Raw genomic sequence first — 24,877 nt, forward strand, 5'->3', positions numbered from 1 at the left:
GCTGCGCAGCGGGCCGCAAAGGCCCGCTGCGCCTTGAAACCGCTTGATCTGTGCCGCGCGCGCAAGGTATGATGGGCTCCGCTTGCAGCAAACGGTCTCTCACCTGTAGCGGCGTCACCTGGCGAGCGGAGCAGCGGACTACAGATCCCCTCCGAACTGGTCGCGGGTTCCACACCCAGACCCCTCATCAGTGCAGCAAGGCTTCGCAGTTTGCTCGCGAAGCCTTTGTCTTTTCAGGGAAGACGATTCGATGCCGATCGTTGTATCGGCGCCTTGCCCTTGACGAAGCGAGAGGAATTAATCGATGTTCGACCTCGATGGAGAGGCGCGCGAACGGCTCATCGTGTGGATTCGACGCCGCATGGAAGAGTACGGCATTACGCTCGAAGAGCTTGAAGCGTCCATTGCCGAAAGCGAGAAACTACCGAAGTACCGCGACGCATACGGGAATACCTGGAATGGCGAAGGTGAAATGCCGTCCTGGCTATTACGCTATAAGCACGCGGGACAGGATATCGAGCATTTTCGCTGCTAGCCGCGACAGTGCACGAAGGTGCGCCGGCGTTGCCGTTCGACCGTTCGCGGCGCATGCCGCAAAGCACGCGCGCTGCTGCTGCGCCCAGTATTATTCAGCATGGTTTTAAAATGCCTTTCGGCGCGGTACCGATATTAATCGCGTCCCTGTAATCTGATGCCCCAGTCTGGAGCGTAATGATTTACGCATTGGCTTTCGGCGACCACGTTTGGTGGCTGCTTCTGGCAATTGGCGGCATTTGCGCCTGCGTGATCCGTCAGACTTTTTGAAATCGCCGGTTGGCCGCGCGATCAAGCTGCGCGACAATCTCGCCCATTCCGTTCATGCTGCGGCAGGGAGGTTGTCATGGCGATACTCGTGCTGGGCCTCGTGATTTTCATCGGCGTACATTCGATTCGCATCGTGGCCGCCCCGTGGCGCGCCGCACAGATCGAGCGCTTTGGCCCGCAAGCGTGGCGAGGCGCGTTCGCGGTGCTCTCGATTCTGGGCATCGTGCTTACCGTCCATGGTTATGGCCTGTCGCGCCGCTACCCGGTGCCGGTCTGGTTGCCGCCTTTCTGGACGGCCCACATTACCGCGCTTCTCACCGCCATCGCCTTCATCATGATCGTGGCGGCATATGTGCCCGGCAATCACCTCAAGCGCGCGCTCGGTCAGCCGTTCGTGACGGGTATCGCGGTGTGGGCCTTCGCGCATCTGCTCGCCAATGGCACGCTCAACGACATCGTGCTCTTCGCGGTTTTTCTCGTGTGGGCGCTGATCGAGCTTCGCGTCGAGAACCGGCGCGATCGCGAGGCGGGCGTCGTCTATCCGCCCGCACAGGTGTCGCGCGATGCCGTGGTCGTCGTGATCGGGCTCGCGGCCTGGGCCGTATTCGCCTTCTGGCTGCATGGCGTGCTGATCGGCGTCCGGCCGCTCGGCTGAAAGGCGCGGTAAGCCGCAAGCCAGGTACAGGCCAGGTACAAGCGGGCCCAAGGCGAGCCGCAAAAAAAGAAGCCTGCGCATGGCAGGCTTCGCAAGGTACGGCTCGGAGTTCCGCGATCAGATCGCAGTGGAACGATCATAGGGCCAGTTCATGAAAGGCGTGTGAAAGTGCAGACAATTCGGTCCGCGCCCGCCCCGATTCATCACAGATCGAAGAACACCGTTTCGCATTCGCCTTGCATGCGGATGTCGAACGTATAGACGATGCTGCCGGCCTGCTCGCTGCGGCGCGCGACGAGCGTGTCTCGGCGGGCTTCGGGCACTGCGGCGAGCACCGGGTCTTCGGCGTTGGCGGCGGCTTCGTCTTCGAAGTAAATGCGCGTGAACGTGTGCGTGAGCATCCCGCGCATCATCACGATCACATTCAGATGCGGGGCTTCCCCGGCGGCCTCGCTGCCTGGCTTGACGGTGCGCACGACGAAGCGGTGTTGCGGATCCGCGCCCGTGCCCACGCGCGCAAAACCGCGGAAGCCGTTTTGCGCGATTTCCTCGCGCGAAGCCGGATAGCGGCCGTTCGCGTCGACCTGCGAAAACTCGAGCATCGCGTCGAACACGGCGTTGCCGTCGCCGTCGAGCACGCGGCCGATCAGCGTGATGTGCTCGCCCGGCGTTTCGGGCCCGGCCACGTCGGCCGTGAAGAGGCTCTTCAGATCGAAATCGTATTGTTGCGGACACAGGCCGTAGGCGAAGTACGGGCCGACGGTTTGCGAGGGCGTTTCCTTGAGTGCCATGGTTCAACGCTCCGTGGGGGTTTGGTTCGGACCGCGCAGCACGACGTCGAATTCGTAGCCGAGTGCGAAGCCTTCTTCGGTGACGTCGAGCGAGAAACGCGAGATCAGGCGTTCGCGTGCGTGCTCTGGCGTGCCCTGGAAGATCGGGTCGAACGCGAGCAGCGGGTCGCCGGGGAAATACATCTGCGTCACGAGGCGCGAGCCGAAGTAGTCGCCGAACAGCGAGAAGTGGATGTGATTCGGACGCCACGCATTCGGATGATTCCCCCAGGGATACGCGCCCGGCTTGATCGTGAGGAAGCGATAGCGGCCGTCGTTGTCGGTGATCGCGCGGCCCGCACCGAGGAAGTTCGGGTCGAGAGGCGCGTCGTGCTGGTCCTGCTTGTGGACGTAGCGGCCGGCGGCGTTGGCCTGCCAGATTTCCACGAGCGTGTTGCGTACCGGCTTGCCGCCTTCGTCGAGCACCCGGCCCGTCACGACGATGCGCTCGCCGAGCGGCGCGCCGTTCCTCGCGGCGTTGCGCGTGAGATCGTGATCGAGCGCGCCGAGGTCGTCGGTGCCATACACGGGCGCATGCTGGTTGCGCAGCTTTTCCTTCAGCGCAATGAGCGGGAGCGTGGGTCCGCGTTTGACCGACGAACGATACGGCGGATAAACGTACGCGGGATGCGAGTCGAAGTCGCGCGGCGACAGGATGGACTCGTCCATGGGATGTCTCCTCGGTGGATTGGATTTTGGGGAAGGAGGCTCGTCGCCGAAGTGCGAATACGGTGCGAGCCGGTGCAGCCACTTTATCCAATGCGAAAAGTTATGCAAAATGATGTTTTTTCGCATCTCGTATAACAATTCGTTATGCAAAACCGGCTCGCGGACGGACGCGTCAAATTCCGGCATCTACAGTGTTTTTTGGCGGTGGCCCAGATGGGAAGCGTCCAGCAGGCTGCCGCAAGTCTTTCGGTCACGCAGCCTGCGGTTTCGAAGACGATCGCCGAACTGGAAACGGTATTGGGCGTGAAGCTGTTCGAGCGGGGCCGTCACGGCGCGGTGCCCACGCGCGAGGGGCAGCTTTTCATGCCGCATGCGAGCGCCTGCGTGAGCGCGCTGCGCCAGGGCGTGGCCCTTCTGGCGCGCGACGACGGCGCGGTGGCGGCGACGATCGATATCGGCGTACTGCCCACGGTGGCGACAGCCTTGCTGCCCGGCTCGTTGCGTCACTTCGGGCAGGCGTGGCCGCGCGTGAGCGTGCGGCTCGTGACGGGCGCCAATACGGAGCTGCTTGAGCGCCTGAAGGCGGGAGCGATCAGCTTCGCGGTGGGCCGTCTCGCCGATCCCGAGCGCATGGTCGGCCTGAGCTTCGAGCAGTTGTACAACGAGCCGCTCGCCGTGGTGGTGCGCGCGGGCCATCCGCTTGCGCAGGGCGCCGGGCTGCCGGCGCAGCTCGCGACGTTCCCGCTCGTGCTGCCGCCGTTCGGCACGCTGATCCGTCAGGCCGCGGATAGCCTGCTCGCCGCGTGGGGCGCGCTGCCGCTATCGGCGTTCGTCGAGTTGCTCTCGGTTTCGGTGGGGCGGGCGCTTGCGCTTCAAAATGATGCGGTGTGGTTCGTGCCCGCCGGCGCCGTGGAATACGACCTGCGGCGTGGGACGCTGGTGCGGTTGCCACTGCCTGCCGCGGGCGGCGAAGAACCGGTTGGCGTGATTCAGCGGACCGATACGCAGCCCACGCCCGCCGGGCGCGCGCTGATCGAGGCCGTTCGGCGCGCGGCGCGCGAGCGCGACATGTTGCCGGATGGCGTTGCGGTGCCGAAGGCGCGGCGTGCCCGCACGGCCGCCACTGGCGCTAGCCCTGGCAAGCGCCAGCCTGGTGCGAAGCGCTGATTCACCGAGCCATTCAGCGAGGTTCAGCCAGCCGACACTTTGGGCTTCGAACGTGATTTCGACGTGGCCGGCGCTTCCGGCGCGACACCCGGCAGGCGCGCGCTCGTGGCCATCCAGAGTACTTCGGCGTCTTCGTCGCTCGTGGAAATGGCCGCGTGCCCGGTGCGGCTGTCGAAGTAGAGGCTGTCGCCGGCCTCGAGGTAGGTGGGCGCGTAAAGCTCCGAATAGAGGCACACGCTGCCGCTGATCACGTAGAGAAACTCTTCGCCCTCGTGGCGGCCCCAGTCGTCGAATGCGTCGAGCGAATGCGCGGTAATACGGATGCGGAACGGCAGCATTGCCTTGTGCGCGAGATCCGTGGCGAGCAGCTCCATTTGATAGCCGCGATAGGCATGGCGCTGACCCGCGCCGCTGCGCGTGAGCGCGCGGCGGCCGCCCGCATTGAGCTTGGGCGGCCGGCCGAACAGCTCGGCCAGGTCGATCCGGAGCCCGCCGACGATCTTCTGCAGCACGTCGAAGGTCGGTGACATCAACCCGTTTTCGACTTTCGACAACGTCGAGCGTGAGACGCCGCACAGGCGGCTGGCCGTGTCGAGCGTCAAGTCCTGGGCGACGCGCGCGGCGCGGACGCGGCGGCCGAGGTCGGAGGTCGCCGGGCTGGCGGAAGCGTTGGGCGTGGTGTCCATGAGGGAGGTTTGGGAACTGGCGAAATGCGCAGATTTGGCAGGTGGGCCGCGCGACGTGTTTCCGATCATATCAAACGACTGGCCATACGAAGCTCCGCCGGCGCCGCTGTGCGGCGGTCACTGCACCAGACGATTAATGGCAAATTAAATAGGCAGATTTAACAATATTTAAAATTCTATCGATGGATTATTTGACATATTTTAAAATTTTTCCTATGAGATATTAGAGTGTAAACTCAATATGCGTCCATGCGCCGCGCCTGACACAGAATTTGATATTTATCATGGTAATCAAATGATGTGGATCAAGTGGAGAAGTCAAATGCATGACGAGCGACTTGAATTATTGTTGGCAATCTCTCGAAGAACGCTGGGCATCGAACGTTTCGAACTGACCGGCAAACCTACCGCCGACGTGCATCTCGTGAATGCCGAGGACGTTGGCCGCGCGCTGGAGTCGGCGTATGACGCGGGGCTTCTCGTCGGTTACCGGATGTGCCGCGCGGGATGCGAGCAAGGCGCCTGAATATCGCGCGAGGCAATTTCAGGGACGGCGTCCTTTAGCGGGCGCCGTTTTTTTGTGTTTACAAAAAACGATAAGAAACACTTGTCCGTGGATCAATGCGTGAAGCGTCGGCGGAAATCAAGACTTGCGGTGGCGAATGGAACGGGAGTCAAACCAGTCGCCGCAACGGTTCGATCGACCAGTCGTGCGGCACGCCGTGCACGGCGAAAAACCAGGCCGCCACCCACGACGCGGCGACGACAATCAGATCGCATCGGCCGCTGCGCCACCAGTTCAGTGAATGCCGCTGAAAAATCCACGGCACGCCAAGCGGATTGGGCCAGTCGGCGAGCAGATGAATCACGCCTCCGCAGGCAAAGCCGAACGCGGGCGCCGCGACAGGAAAATGCCCCAGCGTGTGAAACGACCACAGGAGCAGCGAGCACCAGCCGATGCCCCAGTGCGTGAGTGTGCGATGGGTGATCCAGAGGCGCCGCTTCTTGCGCCACCACGCCACTTCGAGCCAGTCGGGCGCCGATCCGCCCGCGACGCCTGCCACGAAAGCGAGCGCGGCGCAAAGATGCCATGGGCTGTCGGCGCCCTGATGCGTGACGATCGCGGCGGCGATGACGCCGGCGGCCCAACCCGTCGCGTGGTGTGCGGTGCCTGATGCCATGAAGCGGAGTATTGCGAAGTCGAAGGGGGCGCAATCTTCGCAGATGTGTCGCCTTTATGACAGGGGCAATACGCGGTTTATCGTGCGGCGCGCACTGCCGCGCCGGACAGCGTCAGCGCGTCAGGTCGTGCAGCGCGCGACATCGAAGCGCAGTTCTTCTTCGGGCGGATCGTTCGATGCGGAAGCACCGTACGTCACGCGAATCACCGAGCCGTGGCCGTTTGGCGTGAGCGTGACGACGTACGACGCGTCGGAGCGCGAGCCCACGCTCAACTCGGTCGTATTGCCGTCACGCGACGTGTGTACGCGCGGGAGGCGGCCTTCGAGGCAGTTCGCGACGGAAGCCGCCGAACGCGCCGACGAAGCGTAGATCATCGGCTCGCTGTTCGATGCGGTGCCGGACGGCGGCGCCGATCCGCATGCGGCGATGAGTGCGAGCGGGGTTGCGGCGAGGAGGCGTCGAAGGGGCGTATTCATGAGTGGCAGGTCAAGCAACGTGCGAGGGCGAATGCCGGGAAGTATACGCACGCAGCCGTGCCGCGAGACGTAAAAAGATGAAACAGCGAGATGGCGCGGCGAGAGAAAGCGCCGAGGCGTCATGCCAGCCGGCTGGAAACAGATACCCATGAAAGGAAACGCGCAAAAAAAACGCACATGCGGTTATGCCGCATGTGCGTGTGCGAGGGTTGGGCGGAACGGCGGATCGCGCCGTCTGCCCGATCGCCGTAGCGATTAGAAGCGGTGACGCAGACCGACCGTGGCGGCGATCTGGTTGTTCGTCGACGACGCCGGCAGCGTGTTGATGGCTGCCACGTTCGCAACCGGAGCGCCGTCTGCATCGCCCAGATAACCCGAAGCGTGCTGGTACACGCCAGCCAGGTACACGTCGGTACGCTTGCTGAGCGAATAGTCCGTGCCGAGGACGACGGTGTGCCACTTCGGCGACTGGTTGCCGCCGCTCGTGCCGCTCACGGTGCCGTCGGTGTACGTGTACGAGCCGATCATGGCGAGAGCCGGGGTCAGGTGGTATGCGCCGTTGAGTTCGAAGTTGTCGAGGTGCAGGTTCAGGCCGCTGTTGATGCCGCCCAGTGCCACGCCGCCGCTGCTGAGGCCGCCGAGGCCATCGATCTGCGCGTGCGTCCACACGAAGCCGACTGCTGCCGGACCGAACGCGTAGTTGGCGCCGACACCGAAGGTGCGCTGCAGGCGGGCCTGGATATTCGTGTTACCCGCCGTTGCGCCGGCCGAATTGATGGCGTTCGGATTGTTGTTGTTCTGCTGTGTATAGGCAGCAGCGACGTTCAACGGACCATAACTGTACTTGCCGCCGACGCTCCACGCGCGACCGTTCGCGAAGTCGCCCGGAGTGTTACTGAAGCTGTACAGGCCGCCGAATTCAAAGCCGGCGTAGTTCGCGCTCGAGTACTTGACAGCGTTGTTGAGCGAGAACGTCGACGAGAGGTTGTCGTTATCGAACGGGTGGCCGGCCAGGTTGGCGCCGGGGCCGGCGCCTTCCAGCGACAGCGGTGCCAGATAATCGACGACGGAGTCATATTGACGGCCGAGGGTCACCGTACCGAACTGGTCGCTTTGCAGACCAACGTATGCCTGACGGTTGAAGATGGTGTTGTTCTGGTTGAACCTGCCGTTGTTCAGGTTGAAGCCGCTTTCCAACTTGAAGATCGCCTTCAGGCCGCCGCCGAGGTCTTCGGCGCCACGCAGGCCGAAGTAGTTGTACGACAGGCCACCGCTATTTTGCAGCCATGCGCTGTGACCAGCGGCATTGTTGGCATAGGCAATGCCGGCATCCAGCGAGCCATACAGAGTCACGCTGCTTTGCGCGTGCGCGCTCATTGCAAATGCACTGAGAACGCCAGCGAGGATAAGGGTTTTTTTCATGCTTTTTCTCCGGTCAGTACTGGGGTAGATCTCACGCCCGAATATTCTGGAAATCGGTTTCGTGTTCTGTTGATTCGCCACGAAGTTTAAGCCCGTGATTTCGGGGATTCACCCTGATCGCCGCAATAATGGCGATACCTCATTTCGGAATCAGCATCAATTGCGGTAAGTTGTTGCATATAAAGAAGTTTTTATTTGATTATCTGGTGCGGCAAAATGTGACGCCATGAAAATCCGTTGTGTGCTCGCCACGGTGCGGCAAATCCGCGCGGAGATTGCCATAGCGCGGATGTCTGTTTTTTTCAAGTACGATTCTCGCTGTTTTGTGGAAGGTACTGTTCCAGATCCCGGTCTGAACAGCAGCGTTACGCGGCGCTACAATTTCTTCAGCCCTCGACCAAGGGTGGTCTTTTTTCATCTGTTTTTACGCGGCTCTCGGGCCGCGTTTTTTTTTACGAAAATCAATATTAATTGACTGTGCACCATGGAATGGTGCGTTACGAAAATCGCAAGAATAAAAATCGCCTGCCGATATCGGATTTGGAGTGGGGATAATCGGAATGGGGCAGGCTCACGGGCGCAGTGCCCGGTGTGCGCGGCGATCCGGGTAGAATCTTGCCCTTGCCCGGCGACGGGCAAGCCTCGCAGAACCCGATGAAAGCCTCGCCATGACCGATTCCCCACCCTCAGCCGCCCCCGATTTCTCCACCGATGACCCCGCCGCCGAAGCCGAGGTGATTCAGGAAGCGCGTCTGTGGCGCAAGGACGGCTGGACGGCTCGCGTGATCAAAAATGAGGACGACGACGGCTGGGCCGTCGAAATGATCAAGGACGGGGAGCCGGAACCCGCGCTGGTAGGCCCATGGACCATGGGCCGCGACAAGAAGAATCCCAAGCCGCTCGATACGTCGGCGTTCAATACGCTCGTGAAGACCGCCTCCGAGGTGCTGCGCCGCCACGAACAGCAACTGCGCGCGCTGCTGCACAAGCGCGTGAGCGTGCAGACGGCCAACGGCGACGTGGACGTGACGCTCGACATCGTGCCCGATGAGTACGAGCCCTATGCGCTGCTCAGCGCGCTCGACGCGTTTGGGGGGCAGCTCGCCCAGGCGCGCGTCGCGCCGAACTTCAAGCTGACGAAGGCGCGAGCCGAGGCTTGGGCCGAGGACGGCTTTGGGCGCGTCGAATAGCTTTCGGCCTCAGTCCTGCTGGCAAAAAATAGCGGTGAGGAGCGGCCCAGCGTGATGGACGATGGCGGCATTGCCCGCCGCCGTGAGGGCGGCCTGCACATTTGCCTGGGTGCCGACCACGACGGCCCCGTAGGCCGAAGCCGCGATGGGCTTGCCGTCCCCGGTCTGGAAGAGCGGGTCGTCCTTCTGGAAGCCGACCACTGCGAACACGCTGAAGCCGTAGGCGGTCATGTGCTGGCCGCGCGCGGGCCAGAACGCGTTGATCGAGTTGCTTTCGACTTTCATGGGCTTGGGATCGATCAGCTTTCGGGCGATCAGCCCCGAGATGAACTCGTGTGCGGACTCGTTGCAGGTCAGTGAGTCTTCGATGGCGGCGGCGCGAGCGTTGCCGGCGAGAAACGGCAGGATAGCGAGGAAAAGGGCGATGAAGGAAAAACGTTTCATTGAATACATGGCGAAAGTGCGTGCGCCGGAGCCGGAATGCCGCGGCCGCACAACGACCGGGCCGGCGCGAAGGGTTGCACTCTACGCGTGTTCGGGCAAGTTCGCTCGCGGCGCTGCGGGACTTCGATCGGCGCCGTATCTTACATGGCGTAAGGTCGCTGGTGCCTGAACGTCGGAAAACCTGCAAGTTTTCTGGAAGCCGTATATATTTCCCGGTTATGACTGGAAAAGACAAATCTGTAAAAGCGGCTCCGCGGGCGGTGCCGTTGCCGCGCACCTGGGACGCGCGCGCGGCGCGCTGGCTCGTGACGCCGCTCGTCCCTACGCGCGTCACCCCGAATCACCTGACCACACTGCGACTTCTGATCGGCGTTGCCGGCGCATTCTTCCTGGCGCGCGGCAATTTTTTGCACGTCAATATTGGCGCATTTCTGATCGTTTTGTCGAATTTTGTTGATCATACCGACGGCGAGCTGGCCCGTATCAGCGGCAAAACCAGCCGCATTGGCCATTTCTACGATCTCGCAGCCGACGCGCTCGTCACCGTCCTGCTGTTCCTCGGCATGGGCTGCGGGCTCGGCGCCATGGCTGCGGCCACGGGCGCCGAATGGCGCGTGCCGCCGGCCGCGCTTGGCGGCATCGCTGGCGTGGCCGTCGCCGTGATCTTTTTCTTGCGCATGCGCATCGAGGAAATGGCCGGCAAGGCGGGAACGCAACAGGCTTTTGTCGGCGGCTTCGAAACCGAGGACGTGCTGTATCTGCTACCCCTTGTCACGCTGACGGGTGTCGTCTCGCCGTTCATCATCGCGGCTTCTATTGGGGCGCCGCTGTTCGCGATCTGGGTCGTAATCGACTATGTGCGCGTGATGCGCCGCATGCGCCCCGGCAAGCAAACCAGTCAGGTGTGGATCAGCCGATGAGCTTACAAGCAGAAGAAGAACGTGTCGTAACGCTTCCTGTCCGGGGGGCCGGCAGCCCCGCGCGCGCCGTGGCGGCCGCCGGACCGGAAGACGCAATTGACCGCGCGTTGCAGGCCCTGAACACGGACCGCCTGCGCGACGACTACCAGAGCCAGAGCTCGTTCCTGTATCTCTCCGAATTCCTGCCCGCCGACGCGACGCAACAGTTGATCGACGCGGCCAATGCGCTGCTTCCCGAAGTCAATCGCAACTACCTGCCGGGGCACAAGGCGGGCGGCAGCGTGAGCCGTCACACCATCGACCGCCTCGCGCCGTACATCGCCGAGCTTTACCGCTCGCCGCGGTTGATCGCGTGGCTCGAGAAGATCACCGGCGACCGCCTTCAGCTTTCGCCTGAAGACGACCCGCACGCCTATGCGCTCTATTACTACACGCGCGCCGGCGACCATATCGGCTGGCATTACGATACGTCGTACTACGACGGCCGCCGCTACACGGTGCTGTTCGGCGTGATCGACAACTCGTCGTGCAAGCTCGACTACGAACTGCACACGAAAGACCCGAACAAGGCCGACGTTCCGGGCTCGGTGCAGTACCCGCCGGGCGCGCTCATCCTGTTCGACGGCGACAAGCTGCGCCACCGCGTGACGCCGAGCCTGGAAGGCGAAATGCGCGTCTCGCTCACGCTCGAATATGTGACGGACCCGAACATGCGCCCGTGGCGGCGCTTCATCTCGAACATGAAGGACGCCATTGCCTACTTTGGCTTTCGCCAGGTGTTCCGCAAGGCGTTCGGAGGCAAGGTGTGAACCGTGCCGCCATTCTGCTGCTGTCGATCGGCACGGCACTCTTCATCGCGCTGCTCGCGTGGCAGGGCCTCGGCTCGGTGACGGGCGCGCTCGCGGCCGCCGGCTGGGGGCTTGTGCTCGTGGCGGCGTTCCATGTCGTGCCGCTCGCACTCGACGCAGGGGCGATCGCCGTGCTCTTCGGCAAGGGCGCACGCCTCGACCAGCGCGACGCGCTGCTCGCGCGCTGGACCGCCGAATCCGTCAACAGTCTGCTGCCCGCCGGCCAGATCGGCGGGCCCGTGGCGATGGTGCGCCAGCTCGCGCAACGTGGCATGGCCATGCGCGACGCGGCCGCGGCCATCACGGTCAGCACCACGCTGCAGGCGGTCGCGCAGATCGTTTTCGCGGTATTCGGCATCGCGCTCTTTTCGGTCTACGCCGCGAACGACGCGCCGCGCGACCTCGGTATTGCCGCGCTGATCGCGACAGCCGTGCTCGGCGGCCTGATCGCACTGTTCTATGTCGCGCAGCGCCGCGGCCTGTTCGGGCGCGCGTTGCGTCTCGTTTCGAAGGTGTTCGGCAAGCGCGACTGGTCCGCGCTCGCCACGCGCGCCGATGCCATCGACGTCGCCGTCAAATCGCTTTACGACCAGCGTGGCCGCGCCGCGGCGAGCTTCGCGCTGAGTCTTTTGGGCTGGCTCGTGGGTACCGCGGAAGTGTGGCTCGCGCTGCGCTTCCTCGGCCATCCCGTGGGCTGGATCGATGCGCTTTTGCTCGAGAGCATCGGCCAGGCCATTCGTGGCGCGGCCTTTGCCATTCCCGGCTCGCTCGGCGTGCAGGAGGGCGGTTACCTGCTGCTTGCGCCGCTCGTCGGCCTGCCGCCCGAGGCGGCGCTCGCGCTCTCGCTCGCCAAGCGTGCGCGCGAAATCCTGCTCGGTCTGCCGGGCCTTCTGTACCTGCATTTCAGCGAACGTAGCTGGCAACGCCGGCGCGCCCCGCGCGTGCCCGCTGTCGAAGTCGCCGATTGATATTTTTTCCCAAGGAACGCTTGCGCATGCGCGCCATCATTCTCGCGGCAGGTCTCGGCCTGCGCCTTCAGCAACGCGCTGGAGAACAGTTTCCGAAATGTCTGCTGCAGTTCGAGGGCGTGACGCTGCTCGAACGCCATCTGCAATTGCTGGAAGAGGCGGGCGTCACGGAGGTCGTGCTCGCGCTCGGCTTCCAGCCTGAGCTGGTCGAGGCCGAGCTCAAGCGCATCGGCTGGCCGCACAAGGTCGAGGTCGTGCTGAACCCCCGCTTCGATCTCGGCAGCGTGCTGACAGTGCATCGCACGGCCGGGACGCTCACGCGCGGCGGCGACGTGCTGCTGATGGACGCCGACGTGCTCTACGACGAACGCGTGTTCGCGCCGCTCGTGGCGGGCGAGGTGCCGGCCAATCGCCTGTTGATCGACCGCGACTTCGAAGCCGGCGACGAGCCCGTCAAGCTGTGCCTGCGCGACGGCGTGCCCGTCGAGCTGCGCAAGCAGCTGGCGGTCGGTCTGCAATACGACACGATTGGCGAGTCGGTCGGCTTCTTCCGCCTGAACGAGGCGACGGCGCGCCGCTTCGCGCAAATCGTCGAAGGTTATGTCGACACGGGCCGCGCGAACCTGCCGCACGAAGAAGCGCTGCGCGACCTGCTGCTCGAGCGCGGCAACGAGTTCGAAACGGCCGACGTGACCGGTGCGCCGTGGATCGAAATCGATTTCCCCAACGACGTGACGCGTGCCGCAGAACAGGTGCTGCCGCAACTGCGTCCTGTGGTGAGCCGCGTGAAGCAGACGGCCGTCTGACCGGCTCGACGTTTTTCGCGCGATCAGGCCGCGAGGTCTGTCGCCGCCTTTGTGCGGCGGCGGGTTTCGCGGTTTTTGTTTTGGCGGCGCGCGCGCCGGCTTCATCCAGGCGCCGCTTCATCTGTTGCCGGGTTCCCGTTTTCTGCAACACAGTGCCATAATGGCAGCTTTACGCCGTCAGCCCCGCTGATTGTCGTTCCTGCCCATGCCACTAGCCCTCGGCGCTTTCATCGTTCCGCTCATTGTCGCGTGCTCGATGTTCATGGAGAACGTGGACGGGACGGTCATCGTCACATCGCTTCCCGCGCTGGCCCGCGATCTCGGCCAGGACCCCATCACACTCAAGCTGGCCGTCACGAGCTACGTGATCGGCCTCGGCGTATTCATACCGATTTGCGGCTGGGTTGCTGATCGCTTCGGTTCGCGCAACGTGTTTCGCACCGCCATCGGCATCTTCATGGCGGGCTCGCTGTTGTGCGCGGCCTCCGGCTCGCTCGGGATGTTCGTGGCCGCGCGCTTCGTGCAAGGCATCGGCGGCGCGATGATGGTGCCCGTGGGCCGCATCATCATCTTCCGCTCGCTGCCGAAGTCGGACTTCATCCGCGCGGTGAACTATCTCACCGTGCCCGCGCTGCTCGGTCCGGTCGTCGGGCCGCCGCTCGGCGGCTTCATCACCACGTATCTGCACTGGCGGCTGATTTTCTTCATCAACATTCCGATCGGCGTGCTAGGCATCTGGCTCGCGAACCGGCATATCGCGAACATGCACGAGGAGCATCCGGGGCGGCTCGACTGGTTCGGCTTCGTGCTTTCGGCGGGCGGTGCGTCGCTCTTCATGCTCGGCCTCTCGCTCGTGGGCGGCGAACTCGTTTCCGGCGCGACAGCGCTGACGATGTGCGTGGCCGGCGCGCTGCTACTGGCGGCGTACTGGTTGTATGCACAACGAGCCGGGCGGCCCGTGCTCGATCTCCGGTTTCTGCGCATTCCGACTTTCAACGCGAGCGTGGCGGGCGGCTCGCTGTTTCGCATCGGGCTCGGCGCCGTGCCGTTTTTGTTACCGCTCACGCTGCAGGAAGGGCTCGGCATGACGGCCTTCGCGTCCGGCGCCATCACTTGCGCATCGGCGTTCGGCTCGATCTTCATGAAGGCGATCGTCTCGCGGGTGCTAGGGCGCTTCGGTTTTCGCCGCACGCTGATGGTCAACGCGGCGCTGGCTGGCACGGCCATCGCGATATGCGGGGCGTTTTCGCCGGGCACGCCGGTGTGGCTCATCTGGCTCATCGTGCTCGCGGGCGGGATCTTCCCTTCGTTGCAATTCACCGGCCTCAACTCGCTCGCGTACGCCGATATCCCGACCCGCGACATCGGCCGCGCCACGAGCGTGGCCAGCGTGATCCAGCAGGTATCGCTCGGCCTCGGCGTGACGATCGCCGGCATCGTGCTGCAGATTTCGCATCGCGTGCAAGGGCATTCGACGATCGTCTGGTCCGACTTCTGGCCGGCGTTCCTCGTGGTGGGGCTCTTTTCGGTGGCGTCGATTCCGGTGACGATGCGCCTGCCGGCGAACGCCGGCGACGAGATTGCGCGCGGGCGGCGCGGCAAGGCGTGATCTGGCGCGGGACTCCCGCACCGCACCGGCGCGGTATCCGCGGATGGCCGGATCGCAAACGATTTGTGAGCATGCTATAAGGCCAAAGCGGAGCCCAAAGCCGCCAAAGCAGGTAACAGGTAGGCCGATGAACCGAATCATGGAGGACGAACTCAATGAAGCTGGTTGAAAAAACGAAAATTTCCGCTGCCGCTCTCGCACTGCTCGCGCTTTCCGCGCTGTCCGCGGGCTTTCTCGAAGCCACGCCGGCCTTTGCAAAGGATACGCAGCAACGCCCGGCGGTCCTGAATGCGTCGGCGGTGGCCGTTGCCGACAAGTACGCGGCCGACGCCGCCGAGCAGATCTTCAAGGAGGGCGGCAACGCGGTCGACGCGGCCGTCGCGATCGCTTTCTCGCTCGCCGTGACCTACCCGGAAGCCGGCAATATCGGCGGCGGCGGGTTCATGACGCTCTACGTAAACGGCAAACCGTACTTCCTCGACTATCGCGAGCGCGCGCCGCTCGCCGCCACGCGCACGATGTATCTCGACGACAAGGGCAACGTGATCGAAGGGAAGAGCCTTTATGGCTACGACGCGGTGGGCGTGCCCGGCACCGTGGAAGGCATGTGGGAAGCCCAGAAGCGTTTCGGCAAGCTGCCTTGGAAGCAGGTGCTCGCGCCCGCCATCCGGTACGCGCGCGACGGCTTCGTCGTGGACGAGCAACTCGCGAAGCGGCGCGAGGACGCCTCGAAGGAATTCGGCGGCAAGACCAACTTCGACCAGTACTTCGGCGACTTGAAGGAAGGCGTGACGTTCAGGCAGCCCGATCTCGCCAACGTGCTCACGCGCATTGCGAACCAGGGCGCGAAGGACTTCTACGACGGCAAGACCGCCGACCTGATCGCCGCGTCGATGAAGGGCCATGGCCTCATCACGAAGCGCGACCTGCAGGAATACAAGGCGGTGTGGCGCCAGCCGGTCGAGGCGAAATGGAACGGCTACGAGGTCATCACCGCGCCGCCCCCGAGCTCAGGGGGTGTCGGTCTCGTGCAACTGCTCAAGATGAAGGCGATGCTCGCGCCGCAGTTCAAGGACGTACCGCTCAACTCGCCGCAGTACATCCACCTGATTTCGGAGATCGAGAAGCGCGTGTTCGCGGATCGCGCGCAGTATCTCGGCGACCCCGACTTCTACAAGGTGCCGGTCGCGCAGCTCACCGACGACGCCTACCTCGCGAAGCGCGCCGCCGAGGTCGATCCCGACAAGCCTTCGGACACGAAGAGCGTGCAGCCGGGCCTCGGCACCTCGATGCCGGAGAAAGCGGAAACGACGCACTTCTCGGTGGTCGACAAGTGGGGCAACGCGGTGTCCAGCACCTACACGATCAACGGCTACTTCGGTTCGGGCGTGGTCGTGCCGGGCGCGGGCATCGTGCTCAACGACGAGATGGACGACTTTTCGTCCAAGCCGGGCGTGCCGAACATGTTCGGCGTGGTGGGCAGCGACGCGAACGCCATCGCGCCGAAGAAGCGCCCGCTTTCGTCGATGACGCCGACCATTCTCACGAAGGACGGCAAGGTGGCGCTCGTGATCGGCACGCCGGGCGGCTCGCGCATCTTCACCTCGATCTTCCAGGTCATCAACAACAATTACGACTTCAACATGCCGTTGAAGGACGCGGTGGCGGCAATGCGCTTCCACCACCAGTTGCTGCCGCCCAACACGATTTTCTGGGAGCCGTACCAGCCGATCGACGGCGATCTCGCGAAGCAGGTCGAGGCCAAGGGTTACGTGCTGAAGGGGCAGAACTTCAATGGCGACATTCAGGCGATCCGCATCGATGGCGACACGCCTGAGGCGGTTTCCGATCCGCGCGGCCGCGGCGTGTCGCGCGTGATCCAGTAACTCGCCACGTGCGAAACGATGCGCCGCGCATAACGGCAAATCGTTTCGTACAGGCAATCGGCTTTGAGGGGCCGAAAGTTTGCATGGAATGAGCGTTTGTCCTCAATATTGGGGATGCCGTGTGCCATTTCGTCGCGTACTATGCAACCTCCGGCGGAAGACAGCCCTTTGCCGGCGTGTGTTTTTCTTGGGGTGGCGCGAGCCGCCCCATTTTCTTTTTGCCTTCGCGTTTCATATTGAATTCGTCGGGCGAGGTCACTAAGCTCTGACGATTGCGCCGTGACTTGCGCCTTGAATCGCGCCGACAGCCTGGCGTGCCAGCCAACCTTTCATCGCCCCCGAGCATGGACCTGACGAGCCGCGAACTCGCGTTGATCGCCGACGTCTTCAAGCTGCTGGCCGATCATGCGATGCCCGAGGATGTGCTGCGCTTCGAGGTGGGGCGCCGGATGCTGGATCTTCTGCGTGCCGACGGCCTGCGCAGTGGGACGAAACTGTTCGTCTGGTCGGGCGAAGAGAACCTGGGCCACCTGTTCATTTCGCGCGGCGCGCAGCGCGAGCGTTTTTCCGGTCGCGAACGAGCCTTGTTCGATCTGGTGCGACCGGCTTTCACGGCCGCGTTGGCGCGTTCGCGAGCTCAGGCCGGTCTTTTCGAAGCCACGATGAGCAGCGCGCCCGCTGCGGGGAGCGAAGCGTTCAGCCGCCTGACGCGGCGCGAGCGCGACGTCGTCTCGCTTGTGGTGGAAGGGCTGCTGGACAAGGAAATTGCGGAGCGGCTCGGGATTTCCTATACGACCGTGCGCACCCATCTCGATCGCTCGTTCCAGAAACTCGGCGTCAGCAACCGGTCGCGGCTCGTGCGGCTCGTGCAGCCGCTGCCGCGCTGAGGCGCGCTCGCGCCCGCCGCGGAGACGGGCGCCGTGCTGCGGATTATTTCGGCACGTCCGCCGAAACGTTTTCGCCGGCCGCATCGATCAAGCCGAGGCAGGTTTGCGCATTGCCGATCCGTTCGATCGTGAGCAGCGCGAAGCGCGCGAGGAAGAGCGGACCGTTGGCTTCGCCGAGGCCGGTCATGGTCTTGCACAGATGCGTGTAGACAGTGTCGAGTTCGTTGTCTGTCATGGCTTTCTCCACGTGTACTTGATTCGCCGGCGGTCAGGAGCGCAGCGCCTGGTCGAGGGCGGCGAGCGCGTGCGCAGCCAACGTTTGCGCGGCGCCGTGCCAGCGGCCGAGCACATGGCCGTCCGGGCGCACCAGGTACAGCGTGCCCGGCCGCGCGCCGTACATCGGGAACAGGCGTCCGGTGTGATCCCAGCCGCTGCGGCGCGCCGCGTCGGCGGGTGGGCGTTGCGCGAGCGGCGTCAGCGCGAACGGCAGCGCGCGTTCGGCGAGCGTCGTTTCCAGCGCGGCGACCGGCGCGGGCGTCGCGCCGTCCTCGCTGAAGTAGAACGCCGTGAAGCGCGGTGCGATCAGATCGGTCAGATGGCCCTCGCGCGAGCCTTCGCGATCGACGATCGTGAGCGGGCATTCGGACAGGACCGCGCCCGGCGCCGGGCCGCTTGCGAAGGCGTCGGAAGCCGCGTTGAGCGGGGAGGCCGCGTAGGCGATGGCCGAGGTCTGTCGCGGATTGATCAGCGAGCGCACGGCGGCATGCCGGCGCGCGAGGCTCAGCACGGCGGTGCGCATCAGATCGAAGGCGAACGAGGGCGGCGCCATGAATTCCGTGCTCTTCGTGCCGTAGCTCAGGTTTTCGCGCGCCGCGTAGACGCGTTCGTCGGAGTAGCTGTCGAGCAGCGCTTCGCCCGCGAGCCCCTGCACGACGAACGCGAGTTTCCACGCGAGGTTGTCGGCGTCGTCGATGCCCGAATTCGCGCCGCGCACGCCGAAGATCGGCACAAGGTGCGCGGCGTCCCCCGCGAATAGCACGCGGCCATGGCGATAGCGCTCGAGCGTGAGCGCATTGGCCTTGTAGATCGTGATCCAGATGGGCGACCAGGATGCCTTCTCGCCCATCATGTCGAGCAGGTTTTGCACGCGCGGCATGACGTTTTCGGGCCGGATCGCTTCGTCGGCGTCCTCGCCGTCGCGCAGTTGGTAGTCGATGCGCCACACGTTGTCGGGCTGCTTGTGCACCAGCACCGTCGAGCCGGGATTCGAGGCCGGGTCGAAATACGCGAGCCGCTCGGTGGGGCGCGTGCTGTCGAGCAGGATGTCGACGATCACATAGCGGCCTTCGTAGCTTGTGCCCTTGAGCTTCAGGCCGAGCGCCTCGCGCACCGTGCTGCGCCCGCCGTCGGCGGCCACGAGCCAGTCGGTCCGGGCCGTGTAGTCGCCATCGGGCGTGGAAAGCGCGAGCGTCGCGCCGTGCGCGTCATGCTGGACGGCCGTCACTTTCGTGCGCCAGCGAATGTCGATGAGGTCGGCGTGTCGCTCGGCCGCGTCGAGCAGGAACTGCTCGATGTGATATTGCGCGAGGTTCACCATCGGCGGCAGCTTCTGGTTTTCGTCCTGCGGCATCGTGAAGTGCAGCACTTCGTCGTTGCGATAGAAGCTGCGGCCGCCCGTCCAGGGCAGGCCTTTCGCGAGAAAGCCCTCGAGCGCGCCGAGGCGTTCGATGATTTCGAGGCTGCGGCGCGAGATGCAGATCGCGCGGCTGCCGTAGCAGACCGATTCGTCGGCCTCAATCAGCACCGAGCGCACGCCGTGCTTCGCGAGCCCGAGCGCGATGGCGAAGCCGACCGGGCCGCCGCCGACGATCGTCACGACGTGGCGTTGCGCGTCGCGGCCGTCTTCGAGTTCGGGCAGGCGTGCCGCGTACTGCCTGGCCTCGAACGGATAGGGTTGGAATTCGGCGCTCATGGAATGCGTCTCCGATACGAAAGTCTTGTTCTTGCCGGCGGCGATGGAACCGCTGGCGATGAAGGCAGTATGGAGCGAGGAGGGCGGCCCGCTGTCCTCAATTTGGGTACACGGGGCTTACAAGGCGGGACGAGGAGGAGAGATGCACGCGGGCGGTCCTGCGCGTGCGTAGGGCGCTCAGCCTTGATTCGTCGCGAGACAAAGCGCGAACAGCTGCCGCTGGCTCGAAATCCCCAGCCGCTGATAAGCGCGTTTCTGATACGTCACGACGCTGCTGGGCTTCACGCCCATGCACTCGGCGATCTCGACCGCGCTGCGTCCTTCCAGCACGCCGCGCAGGGCGTCGAGTTCGCGCTTGGAAAGCGTGGGGCAGAGGCCGCGCAGCCGCGCGAGCATCAACTGGGGAATGCCGGGCTGGCTCTGTCCGCGAATCGTGTAGTGATGCCGCGCCGACTCGCCGATCAACGGCGCGAGCGATTCGACCAGCTCGACTTCTCCCGGCTGGAAATTGCCGGCGTCGCGTTCGCGGTAGAGGTTCACGGAGAGCCAGATGTCGGCGGCCGGCTGCAGCAGCAGCGAGAGCCGGTCGGACACATTGGGCGTGGCGTAGCATGCGGTGCGATAGCCGTCGTGCGCAATGTCGTCGCTGCTCTGCCAGTGCAGCACGAGCGAGGAGTCCGGCTTGTCGGCCGAACCGCCCGTGACGATCTGCTGATTGCCGTCGAGCGCGTAGAACAGGCGCGCGTAGGTGTCGGCGACGTCGCGCAGAAAGCGTCCGCCGCGGTGATCGGCGACGGAAACCGTGCGCGGCCGGTTGCCGAACTCGTATGCGAACACCGTGCACTGCGTGACCGAGATGGCCGGTCCGAGCATGTTCAGCACTTCGGCGGCGAGCGCGTTCGCATCGTCGTGGCCGATAGCCGAAACGAGGCGGGTGACGCGCGAGAGGTCGAATTGACCCGTCTGCCTCGGTCGGTCGAGATGCCAGTAACGCATGTTTCTTGACGGGAAAACGGCGGGGGAAACTACTTTTACGAGATTAGCATCGTTTCGCATCCGTGCGAAAGTGCCGGCAGCGGGGCCGGATCGCCCGCTATGCCCCTTATTGTGACCTCGCTGTGATCCTGCCGTGACGGCTCCGTGATGCTGTGCCGGGACGAGCAAGGAACCGCACCTTGCGGTAATCTCCCTGCTCGGCCGGCGCATGCGCGCCGTGCTTTCTCACCTGAACATCCCGCGCGCAGGATATCTTGAAATGCTGATGCTCCCCACCGCGATTCCACCCGATTTCGGCGCCGGAGCGGTCTTTCTCAGCGTGCTGGTCACGCAGTTGGGCGTGCCCGTGCCGGCCGCCCCGGTACTGATTCTCGCGGGCACGATGGCGGCAGGAGGCGAAACGTCCTACGGGAGCCTGCTGGCTGCGGCAGTGGTCGCCACGCTGCTCGCGGATTCGCTCTGGTTCGCGGCGGGCCGTATGCGCGGCCGGCGTCTGCTCAACGGCATCGTGCGCTTTTCGCTTTCGCTCGACACCACGATTCGTATCGCGCGCAACGTGTTCGAGCGCTACGGCGCGCCCATTCTCTCCGTGGCGAAGTTCGTGCCGGGGCTCGGCCTCATTTCCGCGCCGCTGCTCGGCACCACTTCGGTGGCCCTGCACGTGTTCCTGCTTTGGGACTCGGTCGGCGCGGCCTTGTGGGCCGGGACCTGGCTGCTTGGCGGCGCGGCGCTGCATGCGGAAATCGTGCGCTTTGCGGCGTTCGTGCGCGCGAACGGCATGACGATCTTCGACGTGCTCGCCGTGGCGGGCGGGCTGTTCCTCGCGTGGCGCTGGCTGCGGCGCATGCAGTTCCGCCACTGGCTCGCGACGCATCGCATTTCGCCCGATCAGCTCGACGAAATGATGAAGTCGAGCGCGCCGCCCATCGTGCTGGACGCGCGCCCGCAATCCGTGCGCGATAGGGAGGCGTACCGGATTCCGGGCGCGCGGCCGCTGAACCTCGAGTCGAGCGAAGAACTTTCGCCCGAATTGATCGGGCGTCCGATCGTCGTGTACTGCGTGTGCCCGAACGAAGCGACGGCCAAGCGCATCGTCAATCAACTGCGCAACAAGCACATCTATCACGCGCACGCGCTCAAGGGTGGGCTCGACGCCTGGGAGCGCCGCGGGTATCCGGTCGAGCCGCTGTCCACCGACTTTCATACGGCGCACGCCAGCCCCGAGGCGCTCGACGCGGGCGAGGAAGCCGCGTATACGGTGCGCGCAAGTCTCTCCGAATAACGCGGCGCCGCGCGTAGCCGAAAGCGCGCGTTTGCCGCGCATCTGCCGGCACTTGCCGCGTGACCTGCGCGTGCCGCCGCCCACGTTCTGGCGGGCGTCGTGCGCCATCATCGCGCCGCCGGCGGCTTGCAGGACGCGCGCGGCCACGACTTCGCCGACGTTCCGCGAGACTTCGCCCGGCACGGACACCAACGTGAACGTAACCACGACACCGAAGCGCACGGTGCGCGCGCCGCATCGGTCGGCCACCCGGCCGCTGGCCGGAATGAGGGCAACCAGCCAGGCATGCAGGCCGTCACGCCAAGGCTCAGGCTGTTCGGGGCGATGCCGGGCGAGCGTGCCATTTGCGGCAGCGCCGGCGCGATGACGGTCGTGTCCGGATATTCCATGAAGAACGTCGCGGCGACCGCGCTTGCCGGCAAGCGCGAATCGAACGGCGTAGACTCGGCGGCTGTCGGCAATTCATCGTCAACCCTTCGATTTGTGGAGATCGGAAATGGAATACCGTTTTCTGGGTGCGTCTGGATTCAAGGTGCCGGTGCTGAGCTTCGGCACGGGCACGTTTGGCGGCAAGGGCGAATTCTTCGAGGCATGGGGTGCAACCGATGTCGCCGAGGCGCGCAAGCTCATCGACATCTGCCTCGACGCCGGGGTCACGATGTTCGACACGGCGGACATCTATTCGGGCGGCGCGTCGGAGTCGGTGCTCGGCGAGGCGCTCAAGGGGCGTCGCGACAAGGCGATCATTTCGACCAAGGCGACCTTCCGCTTCGATGACGAACCCAACAATGTGGGCTCATCGCGTTTCCATCTGAAGCGCGCCGTCGACGCGGCGCTCAAGCGTTTGCAGACCGACCACATCGACCTGTTCCAGTTGCACGGCTTCGACGCGCGAACGCCGGCCGAAGAGGTGCTCGCGACGCTCGACGAACTCGTGCGCGCGGGCAAGATCCTCTACACCGGCGTGTCTAACTTCTCGGGCTGGCACTTGATGAAATCGCTGGCTGTGGCCGATCGCTACGGCTACCCGCGCTACGTCGCGAACCAGACGTACTACTCGCTGATCGGGCGCGACTACGAGTGGGAACTGATGCCGCTCGGGCTCGACCAGGGCGTGGGCGCGGTGGTGTGGAGCCCGCTGGGCTGGGGGCGCCTGACCGGCAAGATTCGCCGCGGCCAGCCGCTGCCCGAGAAGAGCCGCCTGCACAAGACCGCCGACCAGGGGCCGCCGGTGCCGGACGAGCGTCTTTTTCGCGTGCTCGACGCCATCGACGAAATCGCGAAGGAAACTGGCAAGACCGTCCCGCAGATTGCGCTGAACTGGTTGTTGCAGCGGCCGACGGTGGCGACCGTGCTGATCGGCGCTCGCGACGAGGCCCAGTTGCGCCAGAATCTCGGTGCGGTCGGGTGGAATCTCACGTCCGGGCAGGTGGCGAAGCTCGACGCCGCGAGCGCGGTGCGCCCCGCCTATCCTTACTGGCATCAGGAAGGCTTCGCCGAGCGCAATCCGTCCCCGGTGTGAGGCGGCTTACCGATCGGGGGCGCGTATTCAGGCGAGGTCGGACTGGCGCAGGATCTGGTTTGCGCCTAGATGCAGCGCCAGCGCGAAAAACTCGCGCTCCGCGAGCTTGAGCGTTTTTGCGGCGGCCAGCGCGCGGTGATGATCGTCGGGGTGCAGGAACAGCTTGACTTCGACTTTCGAATGCGACTTCTGTGCGGACTCCATGGATGCGACTCCTTCGGTAACCGGGCACTCGGCCCGTGACAGGGGCAATGCCCATTACCGGGCGTCCATGCGCGCAAAGGCGCGCGCCGTTCGCCGCAACGCGAGTGGCGGCAGGAAACGGCGATGACGCGGAGTGGGCCTTGGGTTCGCCTGCCGCTGCGCGTGCGCGACGGCAGGACACGCGCGCTGTACTAGCGAAGCGTGTGGCGACGCGATGCGTCGGTAGTGCGGGTGATGCGGGGATGAGACGTGTGATGCAACGAATACGGCGGGGCAACGTACGGCATAAGCGACCAACCTCCGGATTATTCTTTTGTGCGGCAGGACGCCGCAGATAGTACGGGCGACAGTGTAGTCGGGTTTTTACCCAGGGTAAACCCCTAACTCAAAAGATTTTTTTGCGGGGGTTGAGAAGGTTTCACGGCAAGGCGTGGCCGGGGCGCGCTTCAGTTCATGTGCGGTGAATAAACGGAAATGCCGGGGGCGGCGTGAACCGCCGCCCCCGGCGACTCCCTGACGGGCGCCGCGGGTTGGGCATGCGTGAGCGCCCGGTCATTGTTTCCCGGCGCGCTTGCGCAGGCGCGCGCGCGCTTCGCCGAGCGACTCGAATTTCCCGCCCGCTTCGTCGAGTACGGTGACCTCGCCGTGACCGATGTCGTACACCCAGCCCTGCAGTGCGAGCTGGCCCTGGGCCACGCGCGCCGCGACCGCGGGGTGCGTGCGCAGGTGTGTGAGCTGCAGGCGGACGTTTTCCTCCACGAGCGCCTGGACGACATGATCTTCGTCCAGACCACGGATTTTCACCACGCTGCGCGCCGCTTCCGCGTTGCGCAGCCAAGCCTGCACGGTGGGCATGTCGGCCGTGGCTTCGGCACCCGACGCGAGTCCCTTCATGGCGCCGCAGTCGGTATGGCCGCACAGCACGATCTGCTGCACGTTGAGTTCGAGCACCGCGAATTCCACCACGGCCGAGACACCGCCGAGCATTTCGCCGTAAGCGGGCACGATATTGCCGATGTTGCGGCAAACGAACAGATCACCGGGTTTCGCCTGCGTGATCATTTCTGGCGAGACGCGCGAGTCGGCGCAGGTGATGAAGAGCGTGTGCGGCGCCTGGGAGTGAGCGAGGCTGTGGAACAGCTCTTTATTGCCCGGAAAAACGCGATGAGTGAATTCGTCCACGCCGTCGAGCAGGTGTAGCAGATCGCAGCCGCACGACTCGGAGTGACCATCGTGCGAGTGAGTATTGTCTGGCATGGATGTTTCTCTCTTTATCATGAATCGACACTATCAAATGGCAACAGCGGGAGTTTACGCTGAGGCGACCCCTTGCGGATCGGAAAACTTCAGTCGCGCCGCGCCAGATTGCCGTGACGCCGGCATCCATGCGTCGAACCGGCGGGATATGTCGATAAACCGGCCGAAAAGACCGCCAAATGCGAGGAAGTGGAG

At 64.4% G+C, this 24,877-nt stretch carries 27 protein-coding genes; 15 read left to right on the forward strand and 12 right to left on the reverse strand.

The features are described from left to right. Positions 1-304: 304 nt before the first annotated feature. Positions 305-535, forward strand: coding sequence for an H-NS histone family protein (locus BLU17_RS11505; protein ID WP_091996847.1), 231 nt, complete (start codon positions 305-307; stop codon positions 533-535). Positions 536-880: 345 nt separating this feature from the next. After that, complete coding sequence (locus BLU17_RS11510) at positions 881-1,459, forward strand: NnrU family protein (protein WP_091996848.1); 579 nt, start codon at positions 881-883, stop codon at positions 1,457-1,459. Between the two features lie 203 nt (positions 1,460-1,662). Here BLU17_RS11510 and pcaG read toward each other — a convergent pair whose 3' ends face one another. Both pcaG and pcaH read right to left on the reverse strand, forming a co-directional pair. Then, positions 1,663-2,250 carry a protocatechuate 3,4-dioxygenase subunit alpha gene (pcaG, locus tag BLU17_RS11515; protein ID WP_091996849.1) on the reverse strand — a complete coding sequence of 196 codons (588 nt, stop codon included), beginning with the start codon at positions 2,248-2,250 and terminating at the stop codon, positions 1,663-1,665. 3 nt (positions 2,251-2,253) lie between these two features. Then, on the reverse strand, positions 2,254-2,958 hold the full coding sequence (gene pcaH, locus BLU17_RS11520; RefSeq protein WP_091996850.1) for a protocatechuate 3,4-dioxygenase subunit beta: 705 nt from the start codon (positions 2,956-2,958) through the stop codon (positions 2,254-2,256). 144 nt (positions 2,959-3,102) lie between these two features. Between pcaH and pcaQ the strand changes: the two genes are divergently transcribed. Further along, entirely contained in the window at positions 3,103-4,125 is a 1,023-nt protein-coding gene (gene pcaQ, locus BLU17_RS11525) for a pca operon transcription factor PcaQ (RefSeq protein WP_091996851.1), read from the forward strand. 23 nt (positions 4,126-4,148) lie between these two features. Here pcaQ and BLU17_RS11530 read toward each other — a convergent pair whose 3' ends face one another. After that, positions 4,149-4,811 carry a helix-turn-helix domain-containing protein gene (locus BLU17_RS11530; RefSeq protein WP_091996852.1) on the reverse strand — a complete coding sequence of 221 codons (663 nt, stop codon included), beginning with the start codon at positions 4,809-4,811 and terminating at the stop codon, positions 4,149-4,151. A 322-nt stretch (positions 4,812-5,133) separates the two neighbouring features. Between BLU17_RS11530 and BLU17_RS11535 the strand changes: the two genes are divergently transcribed. Continuing rightward, positions 5,134-5,337: a DUF6900 domain-containing protein gene (locus tag BLU17_RS11535; RefSeq protein WP_091996853.1), complete on the forward strand. Its 204-nt coding sequence runs from the start codon at positions 5,134-5,136 to the stop codon at positions 5,335-5,337. Between the two features lie 148 nt (positions 5,338-5,485). Here the strand turns inward: BLU17_RS11535 and BLU17_RS11540 are convergent, their stop codons facing one another. From BLU17_RS11540 to BLU17_RS11550, 3 genes are all read right to left on the reverse strand, one after another. Continuing rightward, positions 5,486-5,992: a metal-dependent hydrolase gene (locus tag BLU17_RS11540; protein WP_091996854.1), complete on the reverse strand. Its 507-nt coding sequence runs from the start codon at positions 5,990-5,992 to the stop codon at positions 5,486-5,488. Positions 5,993-6,112: 120 nt separating this feature from the next. Then, positions 6,113-6,469 carry a sugar ABC transporter ATPase gene (locus tag BLU17_RS11545; protein WP_091996855.1) on the reverse strand — a complete coding sequence of 119 codons (357 nt, stop codon included), beginning with the start codon at positions 6,467-6,469 and terminating at the stop codon, positions 6,113-6,115. A gap of 255 nt (positions 6,470-6,724) precedes the next feature. Continuing rightward, positions 6,725-7,891, reverse strand: coding sequence for a porin (locus BLU17_RS11550; RefSeq protein ID WP_091996856.1), 1,167 nt, complete (start codon positions 7,889-7,891; stop codon positions 6,725-6,727). A gap of 226 nt (positions 7,892-8,117) precedes the next feature. On the opposite strand from BLU17_RS11550, the gene BLU17_RS32325 reads away from it, so the two are divergent. Both BLU17_RS32325 and BLU17_RS11555 read left to right on the forward strand, forming a co-directional pair. Further along, positions 8,118-8,366: a hypothetical protein gene (locus BLU17_RS32325; protein ID WP_143189232.1), complete on the forward strand. Its 249-nt coding sequence runs from the start codon at positions 8,118-8,120 to the stop codon at positions 8,364-8,366. A gap of 193 nt (positions 8,367-8,559) precedes the next feature. Continuing rightward, entirely contained in the window at positions 8,560-9,081 is a 522-nt protein-coding gene (locus BLU17_RS11555; RefSeq protein ID WP_091996857.1) for a hypothetical protein, read from the forward strand. A 9-nt stretch (positions 9,082-9,090) separates the two neighbouring features. Here the strand turns inward: BLU17_RS11555 and BLU17_RS11560 are convergent, their stop codons facing one another. Further along, positions 9,091-9,525, reverse strand: coding sequence for a hypothetical protein (locus BLU17_RS11560; protein ID WP_091996907.1), 435 nt, complete (start codon positions 9,523-9,525; stop codon positions 9,091-9,093). A gap of 218 nt (positions 9,526-9,743) precedes the next feature. On the opposite strand from BLU17_RS11560, the gene BLU17_RS11565 reads away from it, so the two are divergent. From BLU17_RS11565 to BLU17_RS34230, 7 genes are all read left to right on the forward strand, one after another. Next, positions 9,744-10,445 carry a CDP-alcohol phosphatidyltransferase family protein gene (locus tag BLU17_RS11565; protein WP_091996858.1) on the forward strand — a complete coding sequence of 234 codons (702 nt, stop codon included), beginning with the start codon at positions 9,744-9,746 and terminating at the stop codon, positions 10,443-10,445. Next, positions 10,442-11,254: a 2OG-Fe(II) oxygenase gene (locus tag BLU17_RS11570; protein WP_091996859.1), complete on the forward strand. Its 813-nt coding sequence runs from the start codon at positions 10,442-10,444 to the stop codon at positions 11,252-11,254. The genes BLU17_RS11565 and BLU17_RS11570 overlap by 4 nt, the downstream gene beginning before the upstream one ends. Beyond that, the gene (locus BLU17_RS11575) at positions 11,251-12,261 is read left to right on the forward strand and encodes a flippase-like domain-containing protein (protein ID WP_091996860.1); all 1,011 of its coding nucleotides are present in this window, start codon (positions 11,251-11,253) and stop codon (positions 12,259-12,261) included. The genes BLU17_RS11570 and BLU17_RS11575 overlap by 4 nt, the downstream gene beginning before the upstream one ends. 26 nt (positions 12,262-12,287) lie before the next feature. After that, on the forward strand, positions 12,288-13,067 hold the full coding sequence (locus BLU17_RS11580) for a phosphocholine cytidylyltransferase family protein (RefSeq protein WP_091996861.1): 780 nt from the start codon (positions 12,288-12,290) through the stop codon (positions 13,065-13,067). A gap of 205 nt (positions 13,068-13,272) precedes the next feature. Next, the gene (locus BLU17_RS11585) at positions 13,273-14,676 is read left to right on the forward strand and encodes an MFS transporter (protein WP_091996908.1); all 1,404 of its coding nucleotides are present in this window, start codon (positions 13,273-13,275) and stop codon (positions 14,674-14,676) included. 155 nt (positions 14,677-14,831) lie between these two features. Then, positions 14,832-16,562, forward strand: a complete 1,731-nt coding sequence (ggt, locus tag BLU17_RS11590) for a gamma-glutamyltransferase (protein ID WP_091996862.1) — start codon at positions 14,832-14,834, stop codon at positions 16,560-16,562. Between the two features lie 371 nt (positions 16,563-16,933). Beyond that, entirely contained in the window at positions 16,934-17,449 is a 516-nt protein-coding gene (locus tag BLU17_RS34230; protein WP_281247810.1) for a helix-turn-helix transcriptional regulator, read from the forward strand. 43 nt (positions 17,450-17,492) lie between these two features. Here BLU17_RS34230 and BLU17_RS11600 read toward each other — a convergent pair whose 3' ends face one another. From BLU17_RS11600 to BLU17_RS11610, 3 genes are all read right to left on the reverse strand, one after another. Beyond that, positions 17,493-17,684 (reverse strand): hypothetical protein, encoded by a 192-nt coding sequence (locus tag BLU17_RS11600; protein WP_091996864.1) that lies wholly within the window; start codon positions 17,682-17,684, stop codon positions 17,493-17,495. Between the two features lie 33 nt (positions 17,685-17,717). Beyond that, entirely contained in the window at positions 17,718-19,421 is a 1,704-nt protein-coding gene (locus BLU17_RS11605; RefSeq protein WP_091996865.1) for an FAD-dependent oxidoreductase, read from the reverse strand. A gap of 177 nt (positions 19,422-19,598) precedes the next feature. Next, entirely contained in the window at positions 19,599-20,417 is an 819-nt protein-coding gene (locus BLU17_RS11610) for a helix-turn-helix transcriptional regulator (RefSeq protein ID WP_091996866.1), read from the reverse strand. Positions 20,418-20,676: 259 nt separating this feature from the next. Here BLU17_RS11610 and BLU17_RS11615 point away from each other — a divergent pair, with 259 nt between their 5' ends. Further along, positions 20,677-21,699: a VTT domain-containing protein gene (locus tag BLU17_RS11615; protein ID WP_091996909.1), complete on the forward strand. Its 1,023-nt coding sequence runs from the start codon at positions 20,677-20,679 to the stop codon at positions 21,697-21,699. 496 nt (positions 21,700-22,195) lie between these two features. Then, positions 22,196-23,221, forward strand: a complete 1,026-nt coding sequence (locus BLU17_RS11620) for an aldo/keto reductase (protein ID WP_091996867.1) — start codon at positions 22,196-22,198, stop codon at positions 23,219-23,221. 27 nt (positions 23,222-23,248) lie between these two features. On the opposite strand, the gene BLU17_RS33110 is transcribed toward BLU17_RS11620, so the two are convergent. Continuing rightward, the gene (locus BLU17_RS33110) at positions 23,249-23,425 is read right to left on the reverse strand and encodes a hypothetical protein (RefSeq protein WP_176929025.1); all 177 of its coding nucleotides are present in this window, start codon (positions 23,423-23,425) and stop codon (positions 23,249-23,251) included. 552 nt (positions 23,426-23,977) lie between these two features. Further along, positions 23,978-24,682 (reverse strand): carbonic anhydrase, encoded by a 705-nt coding sequence (locus BLU17_RS11625; protein WP_091996868.1) that lies wholly within the window; start codon positions 24,680-24,682, stop codon positions 23,978-23,980. Positions 24,683-24,877 lie beyond the last annotated feature (195 nt).

The organism is Paraburkholderia lycopersici (genome assembly GCF_900096975.1).
GTDB lineage: Bacteria > Pseudomonadota > Gammaproteobacteria > Burkholderiales > Burkholderiaceae > Paraburkholderia > Paraburkholderia lycopersici.